We start from the raw sequence: 24318 nt of genomic DNA, 5'->3' as shown, positions 1-24318 counted from the left end.
CGACTCATGAATATGGATGCAATCAAAGACACGTATTTTGCCGAATGTGGCGACCAGCTTGCTGAGCTAGAGTCGGGCCTCTTCGACATGTCGAACGGCGATACGGACCCAGAGATTATCAACTCGGTTTTCCGCGCGGTTCACTCGATCAAGGGTGGCGCGGGAGCATTTGCGCTTGATGACTTGGTGAGCTTTGCTCATGTTTTTGAAAATGCATTAGACGTCATCCGCTCGGACAATTCCCAATCAAGCCCACAGCGTATCGACCTTTTATTGCGCTGCGCCGATGTGTTGACGGATATTGTGGCCGTTGCGCGTGATGGCGGCGACAAAATTCCTTGCGAAGAAATAACCCAAGCGCTTGAAACCGAATTCAATCTCGAAGCTGAAGATGAAAACGCAGAAGAAACCGTTTTCGATGCGGTGCCAATTTCACTCGATGCCTTTGATTTCGATGATTTTGGAACCCCGCCAAAAGCATTTCAAATCGCGTTTGCACCGCAAAACGAACTCTATTTGCATGGCCATGATCCACAGCGCATCTTCCGCGAAGTTGCCGAGCTTGGCACCTGCACAGCGAAAGCTGACATAAGCAATGTCCCGCCGTTAGATGGTTATGATCCAAAGGTGACGAACCTGAGCTGGAACCTAACGGTTGAAACAGACGCTACTCTTTCAGCTGTAAAAACCCCGTTTGAATGGGTTGAAGATTTCTGCACGCTCGAAATTCAAGAGCCAGAAGAAGAGGCATTTGAGGGCGGCGCTGATATTAGCGACTTTCTTGGCGGCCTTGATCTGGATGTTGATACATCCCAGTTCGACGATGATGCACCAGAAGAAGCGCCTGCAGATTTCGGTGCACCTGTTGATATTGATTTGCCCGCAGCACCGCTTGAACTTGTTGAGACAAAAGAAGCAACGCCAGAAGCCAGCAAAGATCGCCAAACAGCATCAAAGCCAATCCGTGTGGATTCGGCCAAGGTTGACCGCCTGATCAACCTCATGGGCGAAATGGTAATCAGCCAATCCATGTTGACCATGCAGATCAATGATGCCGGATTTGCTTCTGGAACTCCGGCCGGTCTTGCGCTTGTTGAATTGCAAAACCTTACACGTGACATCCAATCAAGCGTGATGGCTATTCGCGCTCAGCCGATTAAACCTGTGTTCATGCGCATGTCGCGCGTTGTGCGCGAAGTTGCCAATGCGACAGGCAAAAAAGCCAATCTGGTGCTTGAGGGTGAATCAACAGAAGTTGATACAACCGTCATTGAAGGTCTATCCGATCCCCTCACCCATATGATCCGTAACTCCGTTGATCATGGCATCGAAAGCGCAGAAAAACGCATTGCTGCAGGCAAACCAGAAGTGGGCGAAATCAGGCTTTCTGCTTCTCATAGTTCAGGCAGCATAGTGATCGAAATTCGCGACGATGGTGCAGGGATTAATCGGCCAAAAGTTCTCGAAATCGCACGCAAAAAAGGCATCGTCTCACAAGACGCTAAACTTTCAGACGACGAAATCGACAATCTTATTTTTGCGCCCGGTTTTTCAACGTCAGATGAAATTACCGATGTTTCTGGCCGCGGTGTCGGCATGGATGTCGTGCGCCAGTCCATTCAAGGGCTGGGTGGCCGCGTTCTTATCTCATCAGAGCCCGGCAAAGGCTCGCACTTTACGCTGCACCTCCCGCTAACACTCGCCATCCTTGATGGTATGTTGGTTAAAACTTCCGAGCAAATTCTCGTATTGCCGGTCACATCCGTTATCGAAACCATCATCTTCAACAAGGAAGATGTGTTCACGATTGGCGAAGGAAACCGCGTCTTGAAACTGCGCGGCCAATTGGTGCCGCTCATTGATATTGGGCACAGCCTTGGCTTTAGCGAAAAAACAACCGATTGGGAAAACGCCACCGTCGTTGTGGTTGAATCGCGCAAGAACGAAATGAGCGCGTTGGTTGTTGATTCAATCGTTGGCCAACAGCAGGTCGTCATTAAAAGCATGGAAAGCAATTACAAACGCATTCCAAGCATTGCAGCAGCTACAATATTGGGCAGTGGACGCATCGCATTAATTCTCGATGTCGATGATATCGTTAGCCGCAAGGCAAAAGAAGTCCCTGTTCAGCAAACCCCGAAACTCGAAAAAATCGCCTAGAAGGAAACTGATATGTCCGATGTAAACAGCAAGCATGAAGAGTTTATCGTCTTTCGCGTAGGCGAACAGGAGTTCTGCGTAGAGATCACATCTACACGCGAAATCCGTGGATGGACGCCATCAACCGTTCTTCCCCATTCACCAGATTATCTGCTCGGTGTTATCAATCTGCGCGGCACAATTTTGCCAATCGTGGATCTGGCAAAGCGCCTTGGCCTTCACTCTGAAGGCCCAACGGAACGCCATGTCGTTATCGTGGTGCAAGTGAAAAACAAAATGGTCGGCCTTTTGGTCAATTCCGTGTCAGACATTTTGGAAGTCAAAGCAGAAGATTTACGCGATGTGCCTGACCTAGACAATCAAGTTGCCGCTGAGTTTTTCGGCCGTGTTGTTGTCTTGGAAGAGCGTATCATATGTGAAATCCGTCTTGATCGCCTTGTGCCGGATGAAGTGGAACTTGCGGCATGAACGCAGCCCTCGAACTCGCATCAGGCACTCAAAACGCCTTTGCAAGTCCGGAGTTAAGTCTCGCTGATTTTGCTACGATCGCAAAGATCGTTCAAGATCTAAGTGGTATTCAGCTCAGTGAGCGTAAGTTGGGATTGGTCAAATCTCGATTGCAAAAGCGATTGCGTGTGCAGCGCCTATCTGATTTTGGCTCTTACATACGTCTGGTGCAATCACCTGATGGACGTGATGAATTAGAAGAACTCATATGCGCGATCTCGACCAATGTGACAGGCTTCAATCGGGAGCCGCATCATTTCACACACTTCCGTGAAAACTTGGTCGAAAAACTCGCCAAAAAGCTGACCAACGGTGAATCTGTCCGCATATGGTCGGCTGGCTGCTCAAACGGCAGCGAAGCCCACACCATTGCCTGCGCCATGCTGGATGCTTTTCCAAAAGTTGCAAATTACGACTTCCGTATTCTAGCAACAGACATCGACAAATATTCTCTAAACGTTGGGCGCAGCGGCCTTTATAGCGCCGATATGGTGTCAAAGATGCCAAGCAACACGCTATCAAAATGGTTTAAAGTCGTCGACGGCTCTTACCAGTTAGCGCAAGCACCACGTGATTTGGTCTCGTTCAAACATCTAAACCTGATGAATTCATGGCCGTTAAAGCGCAAATATGATGCCATTTTCTGCCGCAACGTACTGATCTATTTTTCGCATGAAGATCAGGAAAAACTGTTCAACAAATTTGCAGATCACCTTCTGCCTGAAGGGCAATTTTTTATCGGTCATTCCGAACGCGTTATCGGTTCTGCTACGGATAAGTTTAAATCCATTGGCTCGACCACCTATGAACGCACACTACGAGGTTCGAACTAATGGCCGTTAAAGTGCTCATCATTGATGATTCAAAATCAATGCAACGATTGCTCGCAGCTATCCTGTCTGATGATCCGATGATCGATGTCATTGGCATGGCATCGGACCCTTATGAAGCACGCGCCATGATCAAGGAGCTGAACCCTGATGTTCTGACCCTTGATATTGAAATGCCAAAAATGAATGGCCTGCAATTTCTGTCGAAGGTCATGACGCTGCGTCCAATGCCGGTGGTAATGATTTCCAGCCACACAGGCAGAGGCACTGAACTATCGCTTGAAGCATTGTCGCAAGGCGCATTTTGCTGCCTGCCAAAACCGCGCATTGATGATGAAGCAGCGCTTCGCGAAATCTGCGCGATGGTAAAGTCGGCCGCTCAATCAAGCGCAGCGATTACGCGTAATGCCAAACAACCCGTGGCCATAACGGCAAAGCCGGAACGCATCAGATCTGGTACAATGCCGGAAATCATTGCCATTGGCTCATCGACCGGCGGTGTAGAAGCCTTAACGACTTTGTTTAAATCCTTTCCGGCCGATTGCCCGCCAACAGTTGTAACCCAGCATATGCCTGCCACTTTCACAAAGAGTTTTGCAGAGCGGTTAAACAAAATATGCAAGCCGAATGTTAGCGAGGCAAGCAATCTCACGGTTTTAGAGCCGGGCAATATTTACATTGCACCGGGCGCGGTTGGTCACACCAAGATCATCAAGACCGATAAGCTGCGCACACGCGTCAGCCCCGGTGAGCCCGTTGATGGCCATATGCCATCGGTCAATGTACTTTTTGATTCACTGGCGGAAACTGGATGTAAGAATATCTGCTCAGCGCTCCTTACGGGCATGGGCAGTGACGGCGCAAATGGACTTTTGCACCTGAAAGAAGCAGGCGCAAAAACAATTGCACAAGACGAAAGAACAAGTCTCGTATACGGCATGCCTAAGGCGGCGCATATGCTGGGGGCAGCGAGCTTTGTATTACCAATAACAAAAATAGCAGACGCATTGCTCAGTTACTGAGCAATATACAGGAGGTCCAAATGGCAACTAAAGATGTATTAAGGGTGATGGTCGTAGACGACCATGTGACGAGCCGAATGGTTACGGTTGAAGCCCTCGAAGGGCTTGGCATCCGTAACATTGTGCATGCGAAAGATGGCCGCGAAGCATTTACAAAACTATCAGCCGCACCTGTGCATCTGATTATTTCAGACGTGTACATGCCTGATGTTGATGGGTTGCAATTGGTCAAAGCGCTGCGCGCACATCCAAAGCTGCAAAAAACAGGCATCATTTTGATGACCGGTCGAAAAGACGAAAAAATTGTAAAACTCGCACAGCAGTTTCAAGTGAACATGGTGCTCGCAAAACCATTTACAGAAGCCAGCTTGCGATCAGCCATTGAGTCTGTTGTCGGACGACTGAACTAATGTTTGACAACATGGTCAAAGTGTCGGTCATGCAGCGTTCGCATCATGTATCAAGCGACGCCAACACCGTCTTGTCAGCCGTTCTGGGCTCATGCGTTGCTGTTTGCGCCTTCGATGCGACCATGGGCATTGGCGGCATGAACCACATGCTGCTTCCTGACGCGCGCGAAAAAGATCAAAACGCAAGCAGCACGCTTTATGGTGCCAACCTCATGGAACTCCTGCTGAATGATCTTTATAAGCAAGGCGCCCGCAGACAATATCTTCAGTTCAAATTATTTGGTGGCGGAAAATTGACGAGCAATGGCTTTGATGCCGGCGAACGCAATATCAATTTCATCAGTGAATTTGTTAAGAATGAAGGGCTAAATGTCATATCATCGAGCCTTGGCGGAAACGCCGGACGCCGGATTGAATTTCATCCTGCAACCGGACGCTCACGGCAAAAATTATTAATCGACAAACAGGTCGAAAGCATTGCGCTGCAAACTGAGATCATACCTGAAACAGGTACAATGGAGCTATTCTAGTGACTGATAATAAAACAAATACACAGCACGATGATGCCATCAATATTATTGCGGCTGAATTGCTATCCATCGCGAATGAAATTGAAGAATTGCCTTCATTTGATCCAAGCGAGTTGACCAATGAAAAAATGATGCAGTTGCAGAAGATTGATTTTTGCAGCCAGCGTTTGCGCGAAGTTTCAAAACTGGTTGTTGAGTTTGCGGAGCAATCGCATCAAGACCAGATCACGCTTTTGAAGATTCTCGCTTCCAGCGCCAAGCTTGAACATACGCGCGATCTTTTTGAGCAGCATAAAATTGGCTAGAACAAGCCATAGTGTGCTGCTCCAAGTTCTGAAGAGACGAAAATCCACCCGAAGTTTCTTCTCATCTTAATTTTGCGACGAGTTGATAATGCACCGCTGACAAGCAGCATGCTTAAAAGTCGTCGCCGCCTGCATTTAAGCAGTGAACGGCAAATCGTGCGCGATAGGCTAGTCGATCATTTCTAAAGTCAAAATTGACACGATTAACAAACAGCCACTTACCAACACTACTAACATCGAAACACTCATCCTAAATATCTGCAATCATTGCACTTTTATGATGCCCGACATGCCTTGCCCGTAGCTGCCTCTATAAATACAGCAATAAATCCACAGCGCTTAATGATTCCAGCGTGGGGCAAGCAGCACGGCCTATGTTGAGAATATTATTATCGCTTGGCTATTTTATTCATGAACACTGTCGTTTCAAACATCGTCCTACCTGCTGCATGCGCATTAGTGTTCTGCGGCGCAGCTTTCATGGGCATTTCTGTAGAACCCAGCGGCCATAATCAGGCCGTGATTGATAATGGCAAACTGAAAAAAGAAGAAGTTGCGACGGTTCAGCATTCTTTCCCAGTCTTCTACCAAAATGAAAAAACGGGCCATTGCGTGCTGGGCATCCGAACGCCTGTTGAAAAATCCAAAGATCAATATGCAGATGCAAAAAGCGTCAAGCAGCGCAAAGAAATCTATACAAAAGCGTCAACAATTCTAGCAAATGCGGAAGACGGCGATGCGGTCTGTGCTGATCTATTTAGCGCAGCAGCAGCAATCGCCGATGTAGAAGAATATGTATTCCTACTAAAATAGGACTATTCGTTAGTATCGTTCGCAGCATTACCGCTGACGCTATCATCGATAAGCAGAGCATCATTTTGTAAGATATCAAGCTGCGAAATCGTAACGCTATCGACCATTTGAACACCAAGCTCGGTGTTTATTTTGTTCAATAATCCATCTTCGGTTTCACCGAAGATACGATACGTATTGTTTGTATTGAGCGATGCCGCTGTCGCAATCAAATGTCTGTAGATAGCATCTGTCAGATAGGTCTCAAGATTGAGGTCAAAACGTTTGGCCTCTTCCTCATTAATCTGCACCAAAAAGCGCGACAGCAAATAACCATCAACTTGATTATCCACGATCAACGGCACGGCGATCAATTCGAGTTCGAGATAACGCTCTTGCTTATCTTCACTACCATCAGCATGTATGCTGGCCGGATCATGCGCTGCATTATCAGGTAATAGTCCAGCCCATGCCCCGCCAGCAACGCTGGCCAGAACACCAAGCGCTGTGATGTTTCCTAGTAAAGACATGCCTACAGACTGCGATAAGCGGCATAGGTGCCGTCTTTGCTGCTTGCCTGCGCAAGATTGCCTAGAATGTCCACGATCTCTTTAGAGGCGTTGATTTGAACCGCAAGACGGCGCTCGTTTTTATCCGCAGCCTCTTTAAGTTTTTTCAACTCACTCAGAGCTTCGAGGTCTTGCGGGCCAAGCACAACATCTTCCATCGCGATGCTTAGCTCAAACAAGTAACGGTTTTTGCGCGCAACCAAATCAGACACATCTGAGCTGGGAGAAGCTGTCAGCAATTGCGTTTCTTCGTCCATCACAGCCGTGGCGCGGCGTAGCAGGTTTATTAAAGTCGTATTCGCAGCTTTATCAGTTTTTTTCATTTTTACTTTGCGTTGCGCAGCCATAATGCGTCCTACCTATTTAGATGTTTTTGGGGTTTCAGCAGTGTCTTTTGTAACCAGTTCCGCAATGCCAAAATCTGCTGATTTAACCATCAATTGAGCAATCTGGTCAGACATCATTGAGCGCCAGACATCGCCTGAAAATCCATCGCCAAAATATTCGCTGTCTTTCGGCATAATATCAGCCACCATTTGTGACATGACCATCGCTTCAAATTTCTTCGCTGGAGAAAGTGCTGTCTCGCCAACACTGCGTTCCTGTCTTAAGCTTTGCGTTTTTTCAGCACCATTGAGCTTTGCAATTTGCGACGGCTTGTCACCTAAAATGCTTGCGATGGAATTGACTGCCACGTCCATTTTAATTGCGCTTTCAATGAAAAGAACCTATCGCCTAATCTAGATCAGCAATCTTGCCTGAACCTGTGGATTGACCATATTTTGATGCGCGTAAATCAATCTGCTCGCTTTGTTCAATTGCTTCGAATTCTTTCAAAGCGCGCGCCCGCTCTTCGCGAACACCATCACGGGTTTTTTCAAGCTTTTTGCTTTCAGAAAAAGATTCTTGCACCTTCTGCGCCACATGTTTTTCCATATGTTTCAGGTTGGTCTCCAGCGTGCGAAGCCGGTCATAGGTAAGCTTTGGGAAGAGACGTTCTGCAACGCTGCCTTCATCGAGCGCCGCCAAAAGGCTTGCCCTTTCAACAGCGATTGCGTGTTTCTGCCGCTGTGCGAAAGCGAGTTCACGTTCTGCTTTTTCCTGCCGCATCTTTTGCAATTTTAAAATGCGTTGTTTTGTATCTAATCGAGATTTCATCGCACACCCAACTCAAATACTGTCGGCAATGCCGATACAAACAAGCTGAGCATATAAGGGATTGAGAAGTACAAAATAAACAATGCCCCAAACAACATGAACGGCAAGGCGATGAAGTATAGTGGAATTTGAACCGCCAATTTATTAATGAAGCCAACGGCAAGGTTGACGATAATCGCAAAGCCAATAAATGGACTGCCAAGCTGCAAGGCGATCATAAAACTCTCGCGCAAAACATCGGTCAGGCCCACCAATAGCAAGCGCACATTGGGCGCCTCATCTATCGGTCTGACTTGGTAAGTATCAATCAATGCAGACAAGACCAGATGATGAAAATCAAAGATAAAAAGCATTGTCAGCGCACTAAATGAAATCAGTGATGTCAGCGAAGATTGCGCATCGGTTCCCTCAATCGGCGCGCCAAGCATACCGCCAAATCCGACAGTCATTGCCACGCCGCCAGCGATAAATTCTAGCGCTAAAAGATAAACCCGCACGATCAAACCAAAATACGCACCGATGAGCGTTTCGCGAAAAATCGAAAGCAACAGCAAGTCATTTGGCAGCTGCCCACCTGGCGTTTCAGGCATCATCAGACTTGTCAGCGCGAAAGAAATTGTAACGGCGGCAAACAGCCGAATCTGCGGCGAAACCCGCATACTTGAAAGACCGGGCAAAAGCATAAAGCACGCGCCAACACGGCAAAAAATAAGAAAGAACGCCGTGATATCACCAGCGACACTTGCAATCATGAAATTGAGCCAAGAATATTGATCTCAATACCCTTGCCTATTTCCACATGCGAAATAACTGGCATATCAGCATGTAGCCGCTCGATAATCATGCGCACATAAGGACGCGCATCAGGCGATGTAACAATCGCAAACTGATTATGTTTCGTGCGAAGGTCCTTGATCATATCGTCCGCTTCTTTGCTGAAATCTTCCAGCAATCTTGGATCAATATCAAACTGCACCAACTCACCAGATGCATCACGTTTCAAGCTTTCACGGAAAGCCATTTCCCAGCGGTTGCCAAGGCGCAATAGTTTCAGCACACCGTTCTCGGTTAAGTCGCCACATAGCTGCTGCGAAATACGGCTGCGCACATGCTCAACAATCGCTTCAGATTTGCGCACGCTCGGCGCGATTTCTGCAATGGCTTCACTGATAAGCGTCAGGTTTCTAATCGACACACGCTCGGCAAGCAGTAGCTTTAACACCGACTGGAAACCTGGATAGCTGATATGCGTCGAACACACATCATCAATCAGCTTACGGTAATCACCATCCATTTGCGCAACAAGTTGTTTGACGACAGTAAACGACAAGAGTTGCGGTAGATTGTTGCGGATCACTTCACTCAAATGGGTAAGCAGAACCGATAAATTGTCGGCCGTTTGAAGCCCAAGCGCTCGCACATCCGCAGAAAATGTTTCAGGAATAGACAATGCATCAACACCGTAAGCCGGATCTTTGATCGGTTCTTTCGGCATATTGTTAAGTTGCGGGTGCGTACCAAACACCATCAAATCGCCCAAATGCAATTTGTACTCAGCCACCACCGTGCCATGTACTTTGATCTGATAAGATTTAGGATCAATCGAGAAGTCATCGGTGACCTGAATTTCAGGCACAACAAAGCCGTACTCAACCGCAAAACGCTTACGCATTTTCTTCATACGGTGTGCAATTTCTTGCTTCTTAGGCAACATGCGTGCGGCAAGCTGCTTGCCCATCACCAATTCAACTTCAACCGTGCGCAGCGATTCCTTAACAGTGTCGCGCTCAGCAGATTGCTTTTCAATCAGATTATTCTCAATTATTTTTGCTTCTTCATTGGCACGGCGTTCTTCAACAATCGGCTTAATATAACCAACAGAGACCATGAGAAGCGCTAGCATCAGGAATGGCAATGCGGGCAGACCTGGCATCAGGCCAAGAATGGCGAGCATAATACCGGCCACAAAAAGTGCCCTTGGATATCCGCCAAGCTGATCAAGAACCGCTTTTTCTGCCGAACCAGTTGTACCGCCTTTTGAAACAAGAAGACCCGCAGCCAGTGACACCACAAGCGCAGGGATCTGCGATACCAGACCATCGCCCACAGAAAGCTTTGTGAAGATGTCAGCCGCTTCACCAATGCTCATGTCATAACGGGTGACACCAATAATGATGCCGCCGAAAATATTGACCGCTGTAATAATAAGACCGGCAATCGCATCGCCGCGCACGAATTTAGATGCACCATCCATCGAGCCAAAGAACGAGCTTTCCTGCTCCAGTTCTTTACGCCTTGCACGGGCTTCAGCATCATCAATTGCGCCCGCTGAAAGGTCAGCATCAATCGACATCTGCTTGCCGGGGATAGCATCAAGCGTAAAACGTGCGCCCACTTCCGCAATACGCGTCGCACCTTTTGTAATCACCATAAAATTGACGATGATCAGGATCATAAACACGACAAGGCCAATGACGAAATCACCGCCCATAACAAATTGCGAAAAGCCGCCGATAACATTGCCCGCAGCATCTGTGCCTTCATGACCGTTTGATAGAATAACGCGGGTTGTCGCAATGTTAAGCGACAGCCGGATCATCGTGACGATCAGCAAAATTGTCGGGAATGAAGAAAAATCAAGTGGCTTTGAAATCCACAAGGCGACCATCAAAATCAAAACGGAGATCGCGATAGAAAACGCTAATCCCAAGTCGATCAGAAATGTCGGAACCGGCAAGAATAGGATTGTCAGCATCATGACAATCACAACCGCAAATCCAATATCGCGGCCGTGGAAACCCGGCTTTACTGCTGCTGTGTGGTTTGCTGACAAAACCGTCCCTCAAGATCAATCATTGATGAGATCAACCTAGGCCGTCAAACTTGTGCGAAGTAGGCGTGGCCACAAAAAGTGGCCCGCAAATCATAGATCAAGGAAAATCTAAAAGCCGGTTTCGATTCTTGAATATAAAACGTCAGTTAACCGGCCAATTTGAGAGCCCATAAAGGGAGCAGCAATTGAAAGTGCGAGAAAAATCGCAATAATTTTAGGCACGAAAGTCAGGGTAATTTCCTGAACCTGTGTCAAAGCCTGCAACAAAGCAATGGAAAGGCCGACCACCATTGCTGAAATAACGGCAGGGCCTGACACAAGGATGGTTATCCAAATGGCAAATTGAACCAGATCAAGGACGTCAGCCTGGTTCACTGTCAGAAATCCTAACACCGCTGGAGACGATGACGCGCTCGCCGGATTGCAGCGTCGCGATAATGCCATCATCCAGAACTTGAACTTCAGAAACAACGCCTGCGATTGAATTATCGGGCGAACTGATATGCTTGCCGATAAGAGAACCGGCTTGCTCAAGATAGCCAGCTTTCAAAATCGTATCGAGCGTTGCCCGCATTTGAACCGATTGCTCAACATTCGAGAACGAAGCCAATTGAGCCATATATTCACTGGATTTCATCGGCTCGGTCGGGTCTTGATTTTTGAGCTGTGCGACCATCAGCGTTAGAAACGCATCATAATCAACTGTTGCTTTTTTTTGCGCTGTTTGCGTGCTCGCGCTGCCAGTTACACTGGTACCTTGTACTGCATCAACCATCAGCTTGCATTCCTTAGTTGTTCGTAAACCGGCTTTTCCAACACCACAGGATCAACTCTATTTGCAAGAATTTCCTCTTCGATGTCATAGAGCGCGCGAATAGATTTCAACGCCTCATAATAACGCTCTTCACCAACCATCTGATCAACATGTTTGAGACCAGAAAGAACTTTCTGATTGTCGAAAGTTTTCAAAAGCGTTGGCAATGTGTCACGGAAATGCGGCGTTACTGTATCGCGGTCTTTTGGTGATATAACCATAACCTGCACGATGAAATATAACTGACGCAAAGGTGTCGTTGCTTCTTCAGCTTGCAGCACATGGCTTTCAAGCAAAAAATCCACATCGTTCAGAAGCTCGATAGATACTTTACGGTCAACGCGAAAAACTGCGCCATTGATAAAAAATCGTTCGTTCGCCTTTAAGAATATTTTGAACGTACCCGCCATCAGAGCCCCCCTTTGATGATTTGTGAAACGCCAATAATTCCTTCAATTTTGCCGGAATCCCCCTGCCTAACGGCTTCACATTCCTGCAAAATCCAAATACCGACTGAAATTATTCCGGCCCGTAGATCTTTGGTCAGTGTGTTGTCTTCACTGGCCAAATCCTCAAGCACAATACTCCAGAAACGGCCTGCAAAATGGACAGCTTCAATTTCTGCCATTGAGCCTGAACCTTCGGCCTGTGCCTTTTCGAAAAGCAGAATGCTGCGGTCAAGCAACTCACGCTCGCGTGAGCGTGCATCTACTGCCGAGTCCTGTTCTACTTCTGAATATCTAAGCACTATCATTATCCATCCAATCGAGTGGCAAAATTAACGCAAATACTGCATCAGACTCAGGTTCTGAATGCGCGCGGTCACCGAATAGGAAACCTCGATTTGCGTGAGTAAAGAGTTGACTTGAATGGCCGTCTCATAAGGATCGACACCATCAAGATCGATGACAAAAGTTTCAAGCAGTGATTTCTTAACTTCAAGCGCCGCACTGGCACGCTCGACCCGCTCTTGTGAAAGTCCAATGGTGCCGCGCATCTTAGTGATGCCGCCACTGGCTTCAGTCACATTTTCAACGACATATTTGCCAACCGCATCAAGCGCACTGTCGCCCAATTGACTGTTGTACATTTCAGAAGCCAAGATCGTGCTGAACATCAGTTTTTGGACTGATTTTTCATTCGCGCTAATACTTGTCTTGACTGTCACACCGTCAGAAACCCGCACATCTGGCACATCACTGCTAGCGTTTGACATGCCGCCTGCCCACTGCGTGGAAAGGAAATCAGATTCAGCACTAACTAGAAATGTTTCCATATCTGCTTTGCTAATATTGGCTGCCAAAGGTGAATCAATTGGGAAGCCAAACGCAGCGGCAAACTGACCTCTAAATGCAGTTTGCGCTGGCGAGCCCTCATAATCATTTATGGGAACAGCATCAGAGTTTTCACCACCAAAAACAAACACACCGCCAACAGTAGCATTAAGGCTGGCTGTCATTTCAGCGATGCCACTTTTAGCGGTAATCGCAACAGCGCCTTTTTGCGAATTATTGCCAAGTACAAGGCTTATCGCTTCGATTAGATTATCGCCGACAGCGGTCAATTGCCCCATAGATGATTGCGAGGTTCGCATGCGAACCGAAACCAAATCATTGGTGTCAGTTAGACGTTTAATAACAGAAATATCGTGACGCAATGAAGCAAGTTCACCCGTTTTCGAACCAAGTGCTAGTCCTGAATCCGCATTGCGACCAGTCACAGTTTCAAGCTGCAAGTTCGGCAATGTACGCTGCATACTGGCCGTCGAATTACGAAGACCAAAATTAATTGCTGCGGTTGATACGTATGATGCTTTCATGGTTTAGCCCACCGACTGGAGAAGAGTAGCGTACATATTATTAACCGTCGAAATCACCCGTGCTGATGCCTGATAGGATTGCTCAAGCTCAATTAGCATCGACAATTCTTCATCAAGATTAACACCCTGATTTGATGAAAGAGCGGTTTCCAAACGGTCGCTGAGCGCCTGTTTACTTTCCGCCGCACGTGTTGCTGTTGAACGCACGCCGTCCAACCAACCAATTGATGATTGCGCATAACCAGAAAGAGAATAACTACCAGCCAAACCGAAAGAAGGGTCCGTTGTTATGGTCTGGCCAATACTTTCAATGTAGCTGTTAAGGCGCGTTGAAAAAGCAGCACCGCCATTGGTGTTTTGAACATAGTTGGCACCATTGGCACCGCCATCGCGAAGCACATCAGCACTGCCGCCAACAGATGGATCAAATGCAGCATTGACCGAGAGAGTAAGTGCAATGCCATTGACCGCTGTCGCGCCGCCAGGGATTGCTGGACCGCCCGAATAAGTAAACAGTCCGGCAAGTGCAGGACCGCCGCCGCCAGATTGATCCGTTTCGGCAAATTGCACAATCAAACCGCGCGCAATCTCATCAAGCTGACCTTGAACCTGCTCAGCAACATCATCTCGCATTTGCAATTTTGCTGCCAGCGAGCCGATAGCATTGGTGCTGGCCCCCGAACCAGATGTCAAAGGCACGCCATCGATGTAAACTTGATTACCAGCATTGCCAGGCGAATAGGACGCCGTTGGCTCAAAGCTAACTTTGCGCGGCAGCGTTTCAAATAATGTTACGCCCTCGCTTGTGTAGATCTGCAGGTCATTGTTATCGCGTGTATTCGTTGAAATAGAAATATATTGCGATATTTCTTTGAGAAGAGTGTCACGGGTATCCAGCGCATCATTGACGTCTTGGCCTGTCGCGGTACCGCGTACAATTTCATCATTGGCTATTTTGAATTTATCGAGCAAAGCATTAACAGTTTCAACGCCGCTTGATATTTCACTATCAAGCCGTGTGCGATAGCTTTGAACCGCAACAGAAGCATCACTGATACCATTGGCAAGTTCTTTGGCCGCATAGATGGCCTGTTCACCGGTTAGATCGTTTGATGGATCGGTGGCAAAAAGCTGCAAGGCATTTTCAAACTGGGTCAGAAATGTTGCAGGCGACGTAGAATTATCTGTACCATTGATGACATTGTTCAGCCGCGCTGCGCCATCAGCAATCGAGGCTTGCCCAGCGCTGGACGCCATAGCAGCCAAACTATTACGCAAAAGCTCTTGGTTCTCAGCACGGCGAACAGAAAATACCGTCGCACCCGCACTTGTGGTGACAAGTTCAACATCTCGGCGTGCATAGTTTGTGTTGCCTGACTCCGAGATATTTCTGGAGGTAACTGATGTCTGTAGCGAAGCGTTGAATATTGAATTCTGAGCCACACGTAATGCTGTAGATAAAGACATTCTTTCCCCTTTACTGCCGCTTGAATGGAGCGGCAGCTGCTAATGCGAGCGTTATCCTAGCGCTTCAAGTTGATGACAGTTTCAGTCAGTTCAGAGCCTGTCTGAAAGACTTTTGAGTTGGCAGTATAGTTACGCTGCGCCTCAATCATGACCGTCAATTCAGTCGCGATATCAACGGTTGAGTTCTCAAGTGCACCAGACACGATCTTGCCGTTGCCACCCTCATTAGCGAAGCCAAGCGATACTTCACCAGACAGATCTGTCGTTGTGAAAATATTACCTGTTTTGGAACGCATCTGGTCGGGGCTAGCAACTGTCGCAATAGGAATGCGGAACAGTTCACGCGTTGAACCATCTGCATAAGCGCCAAGAATACGGCCGTCTTCACCGATCTGCACCAGTTCAATACTCGAAGGAATATTACCGTTGACTTCAGCGTCCGAAGCCAAAAAGCCCGTTGCAAGCTGTGTGGTTTTGGAAATATCAAGCGCCAATGTCGCACCACCAGGAACCGGAATTGTTAGGCTGGTCGGGCTTGCGCCTGTCATCTGACCCGTGGACGGGTCGAAACTCAACGTATCTGTTGTAAGCGGCCCCGAAGCATACGGGAAGCCAGTACCTGATGATGCACCAGACTGATCATAAACAGTCACTTCCCAAGTGTTGGCAGCCGTCTTGGTGTAATAAACATCAAGCAGTACCGTACCACCCAAATTATCGTAAGCGACAAGTGAAGTCTTATTGCTGAACTCGGTCAACGGGTCGTTGGAAGCCGGAGTTGGTGAAGTTGAAACTGCGGTATTAGAGTTCAAATTCACCGTGACCTTACCAAGCGTAGAAGGCACAGCGACAAGCTCTGTCTGAGCCACCGTAACCGGAACAAGCCCTTGGAAGCCGTTTGCAACAGCAGCAGGTTCACCATTGTCATAGCTATAGCCAAGTAGTTTGAACCCTGCTGCGTTAACAAGCTCACCTTTTGAATTGGGAACAAATGATCCTGCACGTGTAAGCTGAGGAACGCCGTTCTGATCCTGCACAACAAAAAAGCCATTGCCTTCGAGTGCTAGGTCAGATGTTGAAGTGGTAAAACTCAAAACACCTTGCTGGCTAACAAGCTGGCGTGATGTTGTTGTAACACCGCCGGACGCATATCCACCAACGGACTGGTTCACAACCTGCGTGGAGAACAATGTCTCGTAGCGCTTATATCCAGTTGTACTTGAGTTTGCGATGTTGTCGGCTGTTGCAGCTAGTCTGTTAGCCTGACCTTCCATACCGGACACGCCGGTCCGCATCATACCATAAACGCTCATCTAAGGCTCCTTTAACTGTATTAGGAAACCTTAGCTGCCAAATCTTGCGCGAGGCTCACATGCGCAATGGAAGTTGCTTTTTTCTGAACCGAACGTTCTGGCTGCTTCAAATCAGCAGGTTTCATCAAGCGGTATCCAAGGAAACGCTTAGAATCGATGACTTCTTCGCCAAGGGCAGCACGCAATTTTTTGCGCAGCTTGCTGATATGGCTTTCAACGACACATTCGTCGACGTCTTGCTCAAGCACACCATAAACAGAATTGTAAATCTGTGTGCGCGATGCGCGGCGATCGCCGATAGATGCAAGATATTCAAGAATACGGGCTCACGGCGCGGAAGCGGAAATGACACGCCGTCAATTTCTGGGTCGCGGCCATCATTGAAAATACGCAAACGCCCGAGCTCTTGCTTCGGCGCTTCGGCAACGCTGCGACGACGAATAGCAGCGGCACGCGCTAAAATCTCAGTAACATGAACGGGCTTCTTGATGACATCATCAGCGCCGTTTTCGAAGTGGAACAAAATGTCGGTCAGGCTCGACTGGTCAAGAACGGCGATGAGCGGCGCTTTAGTGCGCGCTCTGATCTCGCTAACTGTCGCTGCATGATCACGACAATCACCGATGAGAAAAGCTTGAACGTGCTTCAAATCCGCATCTGAAATTGCCTCAAGGAAATCTTCCATAGAGCTATCGCATGTGGTGGTCGCCGGATAACCAAGCCTCAGGAACATTGCCTTGAAACCGTCGCGTACCAACTCTCTGCTATCAACAATTACAATCATTACCCTGCCCTCGAATCATTCAGTTAATCCCCACCTTCAGAACTAGCTAAGCGGTGACTCTATCCACAACTGCGAGAATTTGAACATTGACTTATGGTTAATATTCTGAAGTTAGGGATTTATTAACGTATACGAATGGGCGTTTAACCGTCGATAACGGCGCTCTTTTTACGTGCAATATTTCCTTCACCACACTTTTAAAGAGACGTAAAAAAACACCATTTTGGACGCAGGTATTTTTTCAGCTTTAATTTATTCTCCTTACCCGAAACTGGCTGTGTCTCTTTTATAGAGACGTTATTATTATTATTTTTCAATAATTTAAAAGAATTCAACTTTTAGGAAAATTCTGCGAGCGTTCAAAGCCTAGACGAGTAACTTTGCCGTAGCACTCGATTTTAGCGGTTGTGTAGTCGCGCCAGAAAAGAAAAATTTCATCTTTTAAATAAACTATTAACGACTCTTCAGATTTGATCATTTTAGAACGCGAATCACAGGCCCAAATTCGCCTCAATTTTACCTAAATCATGGCTCAATTTTTTCTATTTTGAGGGGTTTGATGACGCCAACTGTGTCACTCAAGACTCATACGACCGCACCAATGAATCGCAATTCATTCATTTTGAACGCTGAAAATAAACAAATGAATCAGATGATGATTCGTGTCGAATCATAACCCACTCGTTCGCCGCCCGTTGTTGGTTGCAATGTTGCCAACCGACCATCTTTATCACCATCCAGATCACGGTTATTTTGACCATCAGTCTCACGGTCATCCGTCATAGCGTTCTCAAAATCGGAGAAACTTCCGTTCTCCAAAGCCGCATCTTGGCTGCCAGAATTGTTGTTTTTGCCAAGAGCAATATTGATATTATTTTCGCTAGCACCAAGGGCACGCATAGATGTTTTAAGCGCATCAATATCAGCATTGAGCATATCGAGTGTCTGTTTAGACTCAACGATCAGTTCAATTTTCACGCTGTCACCTTCCTTGGTCAACCGTGCCTGAACACGGCCCAAGCCGATAGGATAAAGCTGCAAGGAAATGACATTGCGGTTCGCCGCAGCAACACCGCTTGCTTGCACAGCACTTGTTGTCTCAGCCTTCTGCATGGAGCGGATTTCTGGGCCTAACCGATCCAAGACCTGATCTTTCACAGGCGGCGGCGCATCATTGGCAGTGCCGGTAATCTGAGTCGCCGTTTGCATGCTTGCTAGCCCAGAAACCTCAACGCGGCCTACTGGCTGATGGGTGTTTTTAGCTTTACCGCCTTCTGAGCCGACAGCAATGCGTGTTGAATTTTTCACGTCAGCAAATCTGTCTACCGTTAACTCAGCTTTCCCATCGCCTTTAAATGACAGGCCGTCCAAGCTTTCACGAACAGATGTTTGAGCATCCGGTTCAAGCCCAATCCGCCGCGCTTCATTGCTCGATAGCTTTTGGGTAAAGGTCAAATTATTCACGGTTACATTCGTTTGACCTGCAATAACAATTTGCTCACCATCAACATTACCAACTTTAGTCGCTGCAGATTTAACAGCTTGCGCAACTGACACGCTGGCCTGTTCTGTCATGCCATGCTGATCAATGGCCATAAAAGCCTTGGCAGCCGTTGCATTATTCGCACCGAGCTTCGTTTTGCCTGTCAGTGTGTTGACTATTGAGCGCACTGTTTCTTCGGTAGCATCAACCGTTTCGGCTGGAGCCAATGACTTGTTTTCAGCAGCAATGATTTTTGCATTTCCATCAACGACGACGGCCGCTTCCTCAACGGAGCCTATGCCAAGCTCTACATTAATCGCAGCTTCAGCCAGTTCTGTATTTTGTTCCAGGGGCGCTGCTTCCAGATTGATCACCTGCGGCTGATCGGCAAATTCCGCATGGGTTTCAAAACTGGATAGACGCTTGATCGAAGCCAATTTATTGGATGGCGCAGCTTCTACCTTATCTCCCTTTGGGGATTGAAGGCCTTGCTCAAGCAGCTCTTTGAAATCGGGCTTGGCGTCATTTGAAGCCACATCGCGATCCGTCTTATTCATCGTCGATGCGGATCGACCAGCGGCGTGTTGAACTGTCATTTGAGAATTTGCGATCATTCCAAAGTCTCCAAGAGTTCATCTGCGCCAACAATTTTAGTGCGCATCTTTTCAACAAAAGACTCAAGCTTAAGCTCATCTTCGCCAAGCTTGGGTTCTACTGACACATTCGATACATCAGTCGGCATATCAACCTCGATCGCATCAACACTGGTTTGTGCTTCTGGCTCGATTATATCATCCTCAGCATTGACCGAAGCTGTCTTCGCGGCTTCATCAATATCTGGCTCAGCGATAATAGCCGTGAGCGATGCAAGCACGACGCCGCGCAACCGTCGGTTCTTTTCTTGAAGGTCCGAAGGAATAATATTGCGCACTTGCGTCAATGCTTCTTGTGCCGTTTCTACTGTAATGGTCTCAATCTGATTATAGATATTGAGAAGCTGGCGGTCAGCATCGCTCATTACTTGAGCATCAGACGCACCATCCGGTGCCTCGTCCTTATCCAAGGCGAAAAACAGTTCGGGCTTACCTGCAAGAGAAGCTGCACGTTTTATACGAACCAACAAGGCTTGCCGCTCTGGCTCTGGCAGGAAGGACAAAACACCCAGCACTTCTGTGCGAAAAACCGGATCATCCAGATCAATCGCCGCGCGCACCATTTCATTTGCAAATGTTGAAGCATAGGGCGATGAGCCAAATGTGCGTGCGTAGCGGCTAGCTTCACGTATAAATCTATAGCGGTCCGCACTTTCGCGGTAGACAGGCATGATGGCTCGCAGCGCGCTTTCTTCAAAAATCGTGCCCGGCAGTTCTAGCTTCACGAAGCTTAAATCCGTAACCTTGCGCACAAGATCCTCATCATGCTGCGCTCTCACCAGCGCGATAGCGGCACCAAGGACACCGCCAATTTTACGTGGCTCTAAAGCACTGAATACTTCGGCAGCATTCTTGCCATTATAGAGCTGCACCGCACGCGCAACGATTTGCAAATCCGGAAACTCTTTAAACGCATCACGGCGCGCATATACCAACGCAACCCCGCCGCCCGAAATTGCAAAACTCAGCACGGCACGCAGATTGCGTTCATTCGCAACCTCGTTTGCATCGGGGCGACTTAATTCACTGCGCACCATTTTATACAATTCGCGCTGCATACCAATCGATGCTTTATCGCCCAGTGCAATCGAATCTTGTGCGCGCTGGAATGAGCGCACCAATTGTGTTGGATCAAGCGAGCCAATATCGGCCTGTGCGGGCAGAACGCTAGCAGGCATCGTCAACAATAAGGTCACAAGGGCGGCCAGCTTTTTCATTGGCTATCCAGTGCAATCATAATATCAATGCGCCGGTTTTCAGGCGCAAAAGGATCTTCCGAATTTTTCAAATCACGGTCAGCTTTACCAGACACAGAAACAATACGCTTTTCGTCAACACCGCTGCGCACAAGCATATAGAGCGTTGCCTGAGCACGCGCCGCAGATAGGCGCCAATTGTCATAGGCTTTACCGCGATATGGCCGTCCATCCGTGTGGCCAATAACACTCAATGAAACATCCTTATCAGCAATCTGCGCGCCAATGGCATCAACAGCATTGATAAGCTCAGCTTTAGGAATAGCGGAGCCAACACCGAACATGCTGAACCCTAAATCATCAGAAAGAGAAACAAGCACGCCCTCAGATTGCGCCACGACCCGAACCTGATCCTTATTAAGACCGATCACGTTTAAAACGTCCTCGAGCGTCTCTTCAACTTTTGCCGCCAGCGCCTCTGCTTCGGTAGGCTTGGCAGCATCATCAATTTGCATATCAGGCGTTTCGCCAGCTGTCTCAATCGCCTCCTGGGTGACTTCGTTTTTAACAGCAGGCTCTATCTCGGCTTGTGCTATCTCTAGTTCAGCCTCGGGCGTTTCAACCTGTTCGCCTACCTTATCAACGGCTTCAGCGGTTTCACCTTCTTGAAGCTGCTCTTTAATAATTTCGCGCAGCGATTCTGCTTCAGCCGTTTCAGGCTCGGTTAATGCGTCACCTTGCTCATCCCAATAGGTTTGAGAGAACGGATCAATAAAGACAGGTTCAGCAACATAGTCATTTTCAATGTCAGAAGGACTTCCAGTGCCAGCACCAAGTTGCTCATTTAGCGGTGCGGCAATTGCATCTTCCGCAACAATTTCATCAAGAACAGCCGCCGGATTGCCAAAGAACTCAGCCTCCGTTTCGCCCTTGGCCTCATGCTCCAGTTCGGTTTCTTCCACTGTATTATCTGCGGGGCTCAGGCCCTTTTCGCTCTTCTTGCTATCAACCAGTTTTACGGGGTTGAAGTAGCTCGCAATTGATTTTTGCGCTTTATCGTCCGTGGCATTGACCAACCAAAGCACCAAAAACAGTGCCATCATCGCCGTCATGAAATCAGCAAATGCGATTTTCCAAGCACCGCCATGGTGGCCTTCTTCGCCGCCGCCGCTGCGACGAACAATGATGATTTCTTGTTTTTCGTTCTCACCCAACATCAGCTAAGCTCCGCAATCAAAGCTTCAAACTCAGCAAGGCGCGTTGAAACCGACGCCGTATCATAAGTGACCACGATATCGAGCAATCCATTATCTTCTACAAATTTGATTTTAACCGGCAAATCTTCACGCGCTTCCAACTGCTTTTGCAAACCTTCAACAAGCTCGGCAGGCCCTTTAATGGTCGCCACAAGATCGTTTGCCGTTGGCACGAGCGTTGCAATGAAATCGACAATACGTTGCTTGCCGTCCTGTTCGATTGATTTTCTCAATACCGATTGAAAGCCCGATAAAACACTTTGGTTAAACTCAAATTTGAGCGGCTCCAAAGCGGCTTTCACCGCTTGATCCACGCGGTCAAGAATAGTTTGTACGGCGTCCGCACCAATATTTGTCGCTTTTGGCTGATCTAAAATACTTGCCAAAGCATCATCAAGCGTATCCGACGATGCGACATTATCCGCATTTGAAATAAGGTTTTCAGCCGCGCTAACCGGATCGACAGCGCTCAAGTCTGACAACGGATTTTCTTCAAACGGCTCTGGCGCTAAGGGCGTGTCTAAACTTAAATCATCCTCAAATGACACTTCGGCCTGCATAGGCGCTGAGGCAAATGATGGTTCCTCATCATCCATTGTAAATTTCGGCATATGCGGAAACGCAGACAGCTCTTGTTTGATGCTAGGCTCAAACCCGCGCACAGGCGTTTCATCCTGCGCCAAGTCATCACCAGCAAGGGATTTGAATCCACTTGGCCAGCGCCCCTTGGCACTTTTCTTGTGCTTCTTTGAGGAAAAATCAGGAAGCATCATGCAGGAACTTCCGTCACCCAACGTCTAAGAATAGCCGCAGCGCGTTTCTCATCAAGATCAACAATCATGGCGATACGGTCTGCTGGTTCAGGCGCCATACGTGCCAACAAATCTTTGCGGTCAGGATCATTATTATTGTTTGTAAAGTCATCCATCGAAAAGTCTTGATCAAGCATAGATGGCTCATCCAGCGAAAAGTCCGGCAAGCCGCCAGCGCTTTCCATCGCAAAGTCTTCAACTTGCGGTGTCTCTGGATTGCTTAGCGTGCGAAGCGCTGGACGTACCGCAAACATCACGACCAGGATTACAGCGCCCAAGAATGCAATAGCGTTAATTGCTGTTCCAAGCTGCTTGGATAAAACAGTCGCAATACCTTCTTCTGATGTTGCCACAAGTTGCTCAACCGGCAAGAAGTTCACAGCTGTCAGTTCAACAATGTCATTACGCGCTTCTAAAGTGCCCGATGCTGCTGCGACCAGCGAGCGTATTTCAGCCAGCTTTTCTTCTAACTGCGCATCGTTCATTTCTGGGTCTTGTTCAAGCATTGCCGCCTTGTTGACAACAACCGCTACAGACAGACGTCCGATTTCATAGCCATTGCTAACAACCGCAATACGCTTTGAGTTTAACTCATAATTGGTCGTCTCTTCACGCCGTTCACTGCGCTCGCTCTCATTGGCACCACCAGAACCTGGCACTTCTTCGATCAAATCTTGTTCAACCGTAGCAGGTTCACCGCCAGCACTTTGCGCAGATGAATTTTCACTGCGCACCACTTGCACTGAGCGTTCAACACGCGAATCAGGATCAAAGATTGTCTCTTCGGTTTGGCGTTGATCGGTGTTGATATCGGCCTGAACACTAACGCGGAAGTTAGCCGAGCCTAAATAAGGCGTCAGCGCGCGTTCAATGCTGTTTACAACTTGCCCTTCGACACTGGACTTAATGCCAAGATTATTGCCGGCAGAATTACGCAAAGGATCTTCACCAGCGGCCAAAACACGGCCAGCCGAATCAAGCACTGTCACATTTTCTGTAGAAAGAGAGGGAACCGCAGAGGAAACCAAATGGCGAATAGACATTGCTGTCTGCTGTGCTTGTGAACCATCATAACGCACAATAACCGATGCTGTTGGCGCTTGTTCTGCCCGCCGGAAATTGCCTTGCTCAGCCATAACAATGTGAACACGCGCGGCCCGCACACCTTCAATGGTTTGAATTGAGCGCGCAACCTCACCTTCAAGCGCCCGCACACGGGTAATTTCTTGCATAAAGGCCGTCAAACCGAGTGAACCTAGATCATCGAACAATTCATAGCCCGTGCTTGAACCACTTGGCAGACCTTTTTCAGCCAACACCATGCGCGCGCGGCTAACATCACCCACCGGCACCATAAGAGCGCTACCTTCAGCGTTTACATCATATTTGATACCCGCATCCGAGAGCACAATGCCCATTCGGCCGATATCGTCCCGCTCAAGATTGACATAGAGCGTCGTGTTCACCGGTTTATTGACATAAAGCGCACCAAATAAAACGATGGCCATTGTGCCAATGCCAATGCCCCCCAAGATCGCTAGCTTCTTGATTCCCAAGGCGCCAACATTCTGCATGAATTGGTTAAACTGATTAAGCACAGATACA

26 protein-coding genes and 1 pseudogene are annotated in these 24318 nt (G+C 47.9%); 8 read left to right on the top strand and 19 right to left on the bottom strand.

Annotated elements, in window-relative coordinates:
* The first annotated feature begins 6 nt into the window (after nucleotides 1-6).
* From N530_RS0111480 to N530_RS0111445, 8 genes are all read left to right on the top strand, one after another.
* On the top strand, nucleotides 7-2160 hold the full coding sequence (locus N530_RS0111480) for a chemotaxis protein CheA (protein WP_035267009.1): 2154 nt from the start codon (nucleotides 7-9) through the stop codon (nucleotides 2158-2160).
* A 12-nt stretch (nucleotides 2161-2172) separates the two neighbouring features.
* Nucleotides 2173-2628: a chemotaxis protein CheW gene (locus N530_RS0111475; RefSeq protein WP_026480799.1), complete on the top strand. Its 456-nt coding sequence runs from the start codon at nucleotides 2173-2175 to the stop codon at nucleotides 2626-2628.
* Nucleotides 2625-3500, top strand: coding sequence for a protein-glutamate O-methyltransferase CheR (locus N530_RS18000; protein ID WP_035267006.1), 876 nt, complete (start codon nucleotides 2625-2627; stop codon nucleotides 3498-3500). Before N530_RS0111475 ends, N530_RS18000 begins: the two co-directional genes overlap by 4 nt.
* A complete protein-coding gene (locus tag N530_RS0111465; RefSeq protein WP_026480798.1) occupies nucleotides 3500-4519 on the top strand; it encodes a chemotaxis response regulator protein-glutamate methylesterase in 1020 nt (339 codons plus the stop codon). The genes N530_RS18000 and N530_RS0111465 overlap by 1 nt, the downstream gene beginning before the upstream one ends.
* A 20-nt stretch (nucleotides 4520-4539) precedes the next feature.
* Nucleotides 4540-4929 (top strand): response regulator, encoded by a 390-nt coding sequence (locus N530_RS0111460; protein WP_018690475.1) that lies wholly within the window; start codon nucleotides 4540-4542, stop codon nucleotides 4927-4929.
* Entirely contained in the window at nucleotides 4929-5459 is a 531-nt protein-coding gene (locus N530_RS0111455) for a chemotaxis protein CheD (protein ID WP_026480797.1), read from the top strand. The genes N530_RS0111460 and N530_RS0111455 overlap by 1 nt, the downstream gene beginning before the upstream one ends.
* The gene (locus tag N530_RS0111450) at nucleotides 5459-5764 is read left to right on the top strand and encodes a hypothetical protein (RefSeq protein WP_026480796.1); all 306 of its coding nucleotides are present in this window, start codon (nucleotides 5459-5461) and stop codon (nucleotides 5762-5764) included. The genes N530_RS0111455 and N530_RS0111450 overlap by 1 nt, the downstream gene beginning before the upstream one ends.
* Before the next feature lie 411 nt (nucleotides 5765-6175).
* Nucleotides 6176-6577: a hypothetical protein gene (locus tag N530_RS0111445; protein WP_018690478.1), complete on the top strand. Its 402-nt coding sequence runs from the start codon at nucleotides 6176-6178 to the stop codon at nucleotides 6575-6577.
* A 2-nt stretch (nucleotides 6578-6579) separates the two neighbouring features.
* On the opposite strand, the gene N530_RS0111440 is transcribed toward N530_RS0111445, so the two are convergent.
* From N530_RS0111440 to fliF, 19 genes and pseudogenes are all read right to left on the bottom strand, one after another.
* On the bottom strand, nucleotides 6580-7086 hold the full coding sequence (locus tag N530_RS0111440; protein WP_026480795.1) for a hypothetical protein: 507 nt from the start codon (nucleotides 7084-7086) through the stop codon (nucleotides 6580-6582).
* Between the two features lie 2 nt (nucleotides 7087-7088).
* The gene (locus N530_RS0111435) at nucleotides 7089-7472 is read right to left on the bottom strand and encodes a hypothetical protein (protein WP_018690480.1); all 384 of its coding nucleotides are present in this window, start codon (nucleotides 7470-7472) and stop codon (nucleotides 7089-7091) included.
* A 12-nt stretch (nucleotides 7473-7484) separates the two neighbouring features.
* A complete protein-coding gene (locus tag N530_RS18670; protein ID WP_018690481.1) occupies nucleotides 7485-7826 on the bottom strand; it encodes a rod-binding protein in 342 nt (113 codons plus the stop codon).
* A 34-nt stretch (nucleotides 7827-7860) separates the two neighbouring features.
* Nucleotides 7861-8283: a hypothetical protein gene (locus N530_RS0111425; protein ID WP_026480794.1), complete on the bottom strand. Its 423-nt coding sequence runs from the start codon at nucleotides 8281-8283 to the stop codon at nucleotides 7861-7863.
* Nucleotides 8280-9035 carry a flagellar biosynthetic protein FliR gene (locus N530_RS17990; protein ID WP_035267003.1) on the bottom strand — a complete coding sequence of 252 codons (756 nt, stop codon included), beginning with the start codon at nucleotides 9033-9035 and terminating at the stop codon, nucleotides 8280-8282. Before N530_RS17990 ends, N530_RS0111425 begins: the two co-directional genes overlap by 4 nt.
* Complete coding sequence (flhA, locus tag N530_RS0111415; RefSeq protein WP_018690484.1) at nucleotides 9032-11116, bottom strand: flagellar biosynthesis protein FlhA; 2085 nt, start codon at nucleotides 11114-11116, stop codon at nucleotides 9032-9034. Before flhA ends, N530_RS17990 begins: the two co-directional genes overlap by 4 nt.
* 108 nt (nucleotides 11117-11224) lie before the next feature.
* Nucleotides 11225-11491 (bottom strand): flagellar biosynthesis protein FliQ, encoded by a 267-nt coding sequence (gene fliQ, locus N530_RS0111410; RefSeq protein WP_018690485.1) that lies wholly within the window; start codon nucleotides 11489-11491, stop codon nucleotides 11225-11227.
* Nucleotides 11478-11891 carry a flagellar hook assembly protein FlgD gene (gene flgD / locus N530_RS0111405; RefSeq protein ID WP_081773949.1) on the bottom strand — a complete coding sequence of 138 codons (414 nt, stop codon included), beginning with the start codon at nucleotides 11889-11891 and terminating at the stop codon, nucleotides 11478-11480. Before flgD ends, fliQ begins: the two co-directional genes overlap by 14 nt.
* Nucleotides 11891-12340: a flagellar biosynthesis repressor FlbT gene (flbT, locus tag N530_RS0111400; protein WP_018690487.1), complete on the bottom strand. Its 450-nt coding sequence runs from the start codon at nucleotides 12338-12340 to the stop codon at nucleotides 11891-11893. Before flbT ends, flgD begins: the two co-directional genes overlap by 1 nt.
* A complete protein-coding gene (gene flaF / locus N530_RS0111395; protein WP_018690488.1) occupies nucleotides 12340-12684 on the bottom strand; it encodes a flagellar biosynthesis regulator FlaF in 345 nt (114 codons plus the stop codon). The genes flbT and flaF overlap by 1 nt, the downstream gene beginning before the upstream one ends.
* Before the next feature lie 24 nt (nucleotides 12685-12708).
* Complete coding sequence (locus N530_RS17985) at nucleotides 12709-13749, bottom strand: flagellar hook-associated family protein (protein ID WP_051540912.1); 1041 nt, start codon at nucleotides 13747-13749, stop codon at nucleotides 12709-12711.
* A gap of 3 nt (nucleotides 13750-13752) precedes the next feature.
* Nucleotides 13753-15216 (bottom strand): flagellar hook-associated protein FlgK, encoded by a 1464-nt coding sequence (gene flgK / locus N530_RS0111385; protein ID WP_026480792.1) that lies wholly within the window; start codon nucleotides 15214-15216, stop codon nucleotides 13753-13755.
* A 56-nt stretch (nucleotides 15217-15272) separates the two neighbouring features.
* Nucleotides 15273-16529 carry a flagellar hook protein FlgE gene (locus N530_RS0111380; protein WP_026480791.1) on the bottom strand — a complete coding sequence of 419 codons (1257 nt, stop codon included), beginning with the start codon at nucleotides 16527-16529 and terminating at the stop codon, nucleotides 15273-15275.
* Between the two features lie 20 nt (nucleotides 16530-16549).
* A pseudogene (locus tag N530_RS19270) lies at nucleotides 16550-17313 on the bottom strand (response regulator transcription factor).
* 648 nt (nucleotides 17314-17961) lie between these two features.
* Nucleotides 17962-19410, bottom strand: coding sequence for a flagellar hook-length control protein FliK (locus N530_RS0111365; RefSeq protein WP_026480790.1), 1449 nt, complete (start codon nucleotides 19408-19410; stop codon nucleotides 17962-17964).
* Nucleotides 19407-20666 (bottom strand): hypothetical protein, encoded by a 1260-nt coding sequence (locus N530_RS0111360; protein ID WP_026480789.1) that lies wholly within the window; start codon nucleotides 20664-20666, stop codon nucleotides 19407-19409. The genes N530_RS0111365 and N530_RS0111360 overlap by 4 nt, the downstream gene beginning before the upstream one ends.
* Nucleotides 20663-21862: a flagellar motor protein MotB gene (locus N530_RS0111355; protein WP_051540911.1), complete on the bottom strand. Its 1200-nt coding sequence runs from the start codon at nucleotides 21860-21862 to the stop codon at nucleotides 20663-20665. Before N530_RS0111355 ends, N530_RS0111360 begins: the two co-directional genes overlap by 4 nt.
* Nucleotides 21862-22674 (bottom strand): hypothetical protein, encoded by an 813-nt coding sequence (locus tag N530_RS0111350; protein ID WP_026480787.1) that lies wholly within the window; start codon nucleotides 22672-22674, stop codon nucleotides 21862-21864. The genes N530_RS0111355 and N530_RS0111350 overlap by 1 nt, the downstream gene beginning before the upstream one ends.
* On the bottom strand, nucleotides 22671-24311 hold the full coding sequence (gene fliF, locus N530_RS0111345; protein WP_026480786.1) for a flagellar basal-body MS-ring/collar protein FliF: 1641 nt from the start codon (nucleotides 24309-24311) through the stop codon (nucleotides 22671-22673). Before fliF ends, N530_RS0111350 begins: the two co-directional genes overlap by 4 nt.
* Nucleotides 24312-24318 lie beyond the last annotated feature (7 nt).

It is taken from the genome of Ahrensia sp. 13_GOM-1096m (genome assembly GCF_000620605.1).
GTDB lineage: Bacteria > Pseudomonadota > Alphaproteobacteria > Rhizobiales > Rhizobiaceae > Ahrensia > Ahrensia kielensis.
Note: the sequence above shows the minus strand (reverse complement) of the source record. Positions and strands in the feature narration are given on the sequence as shown.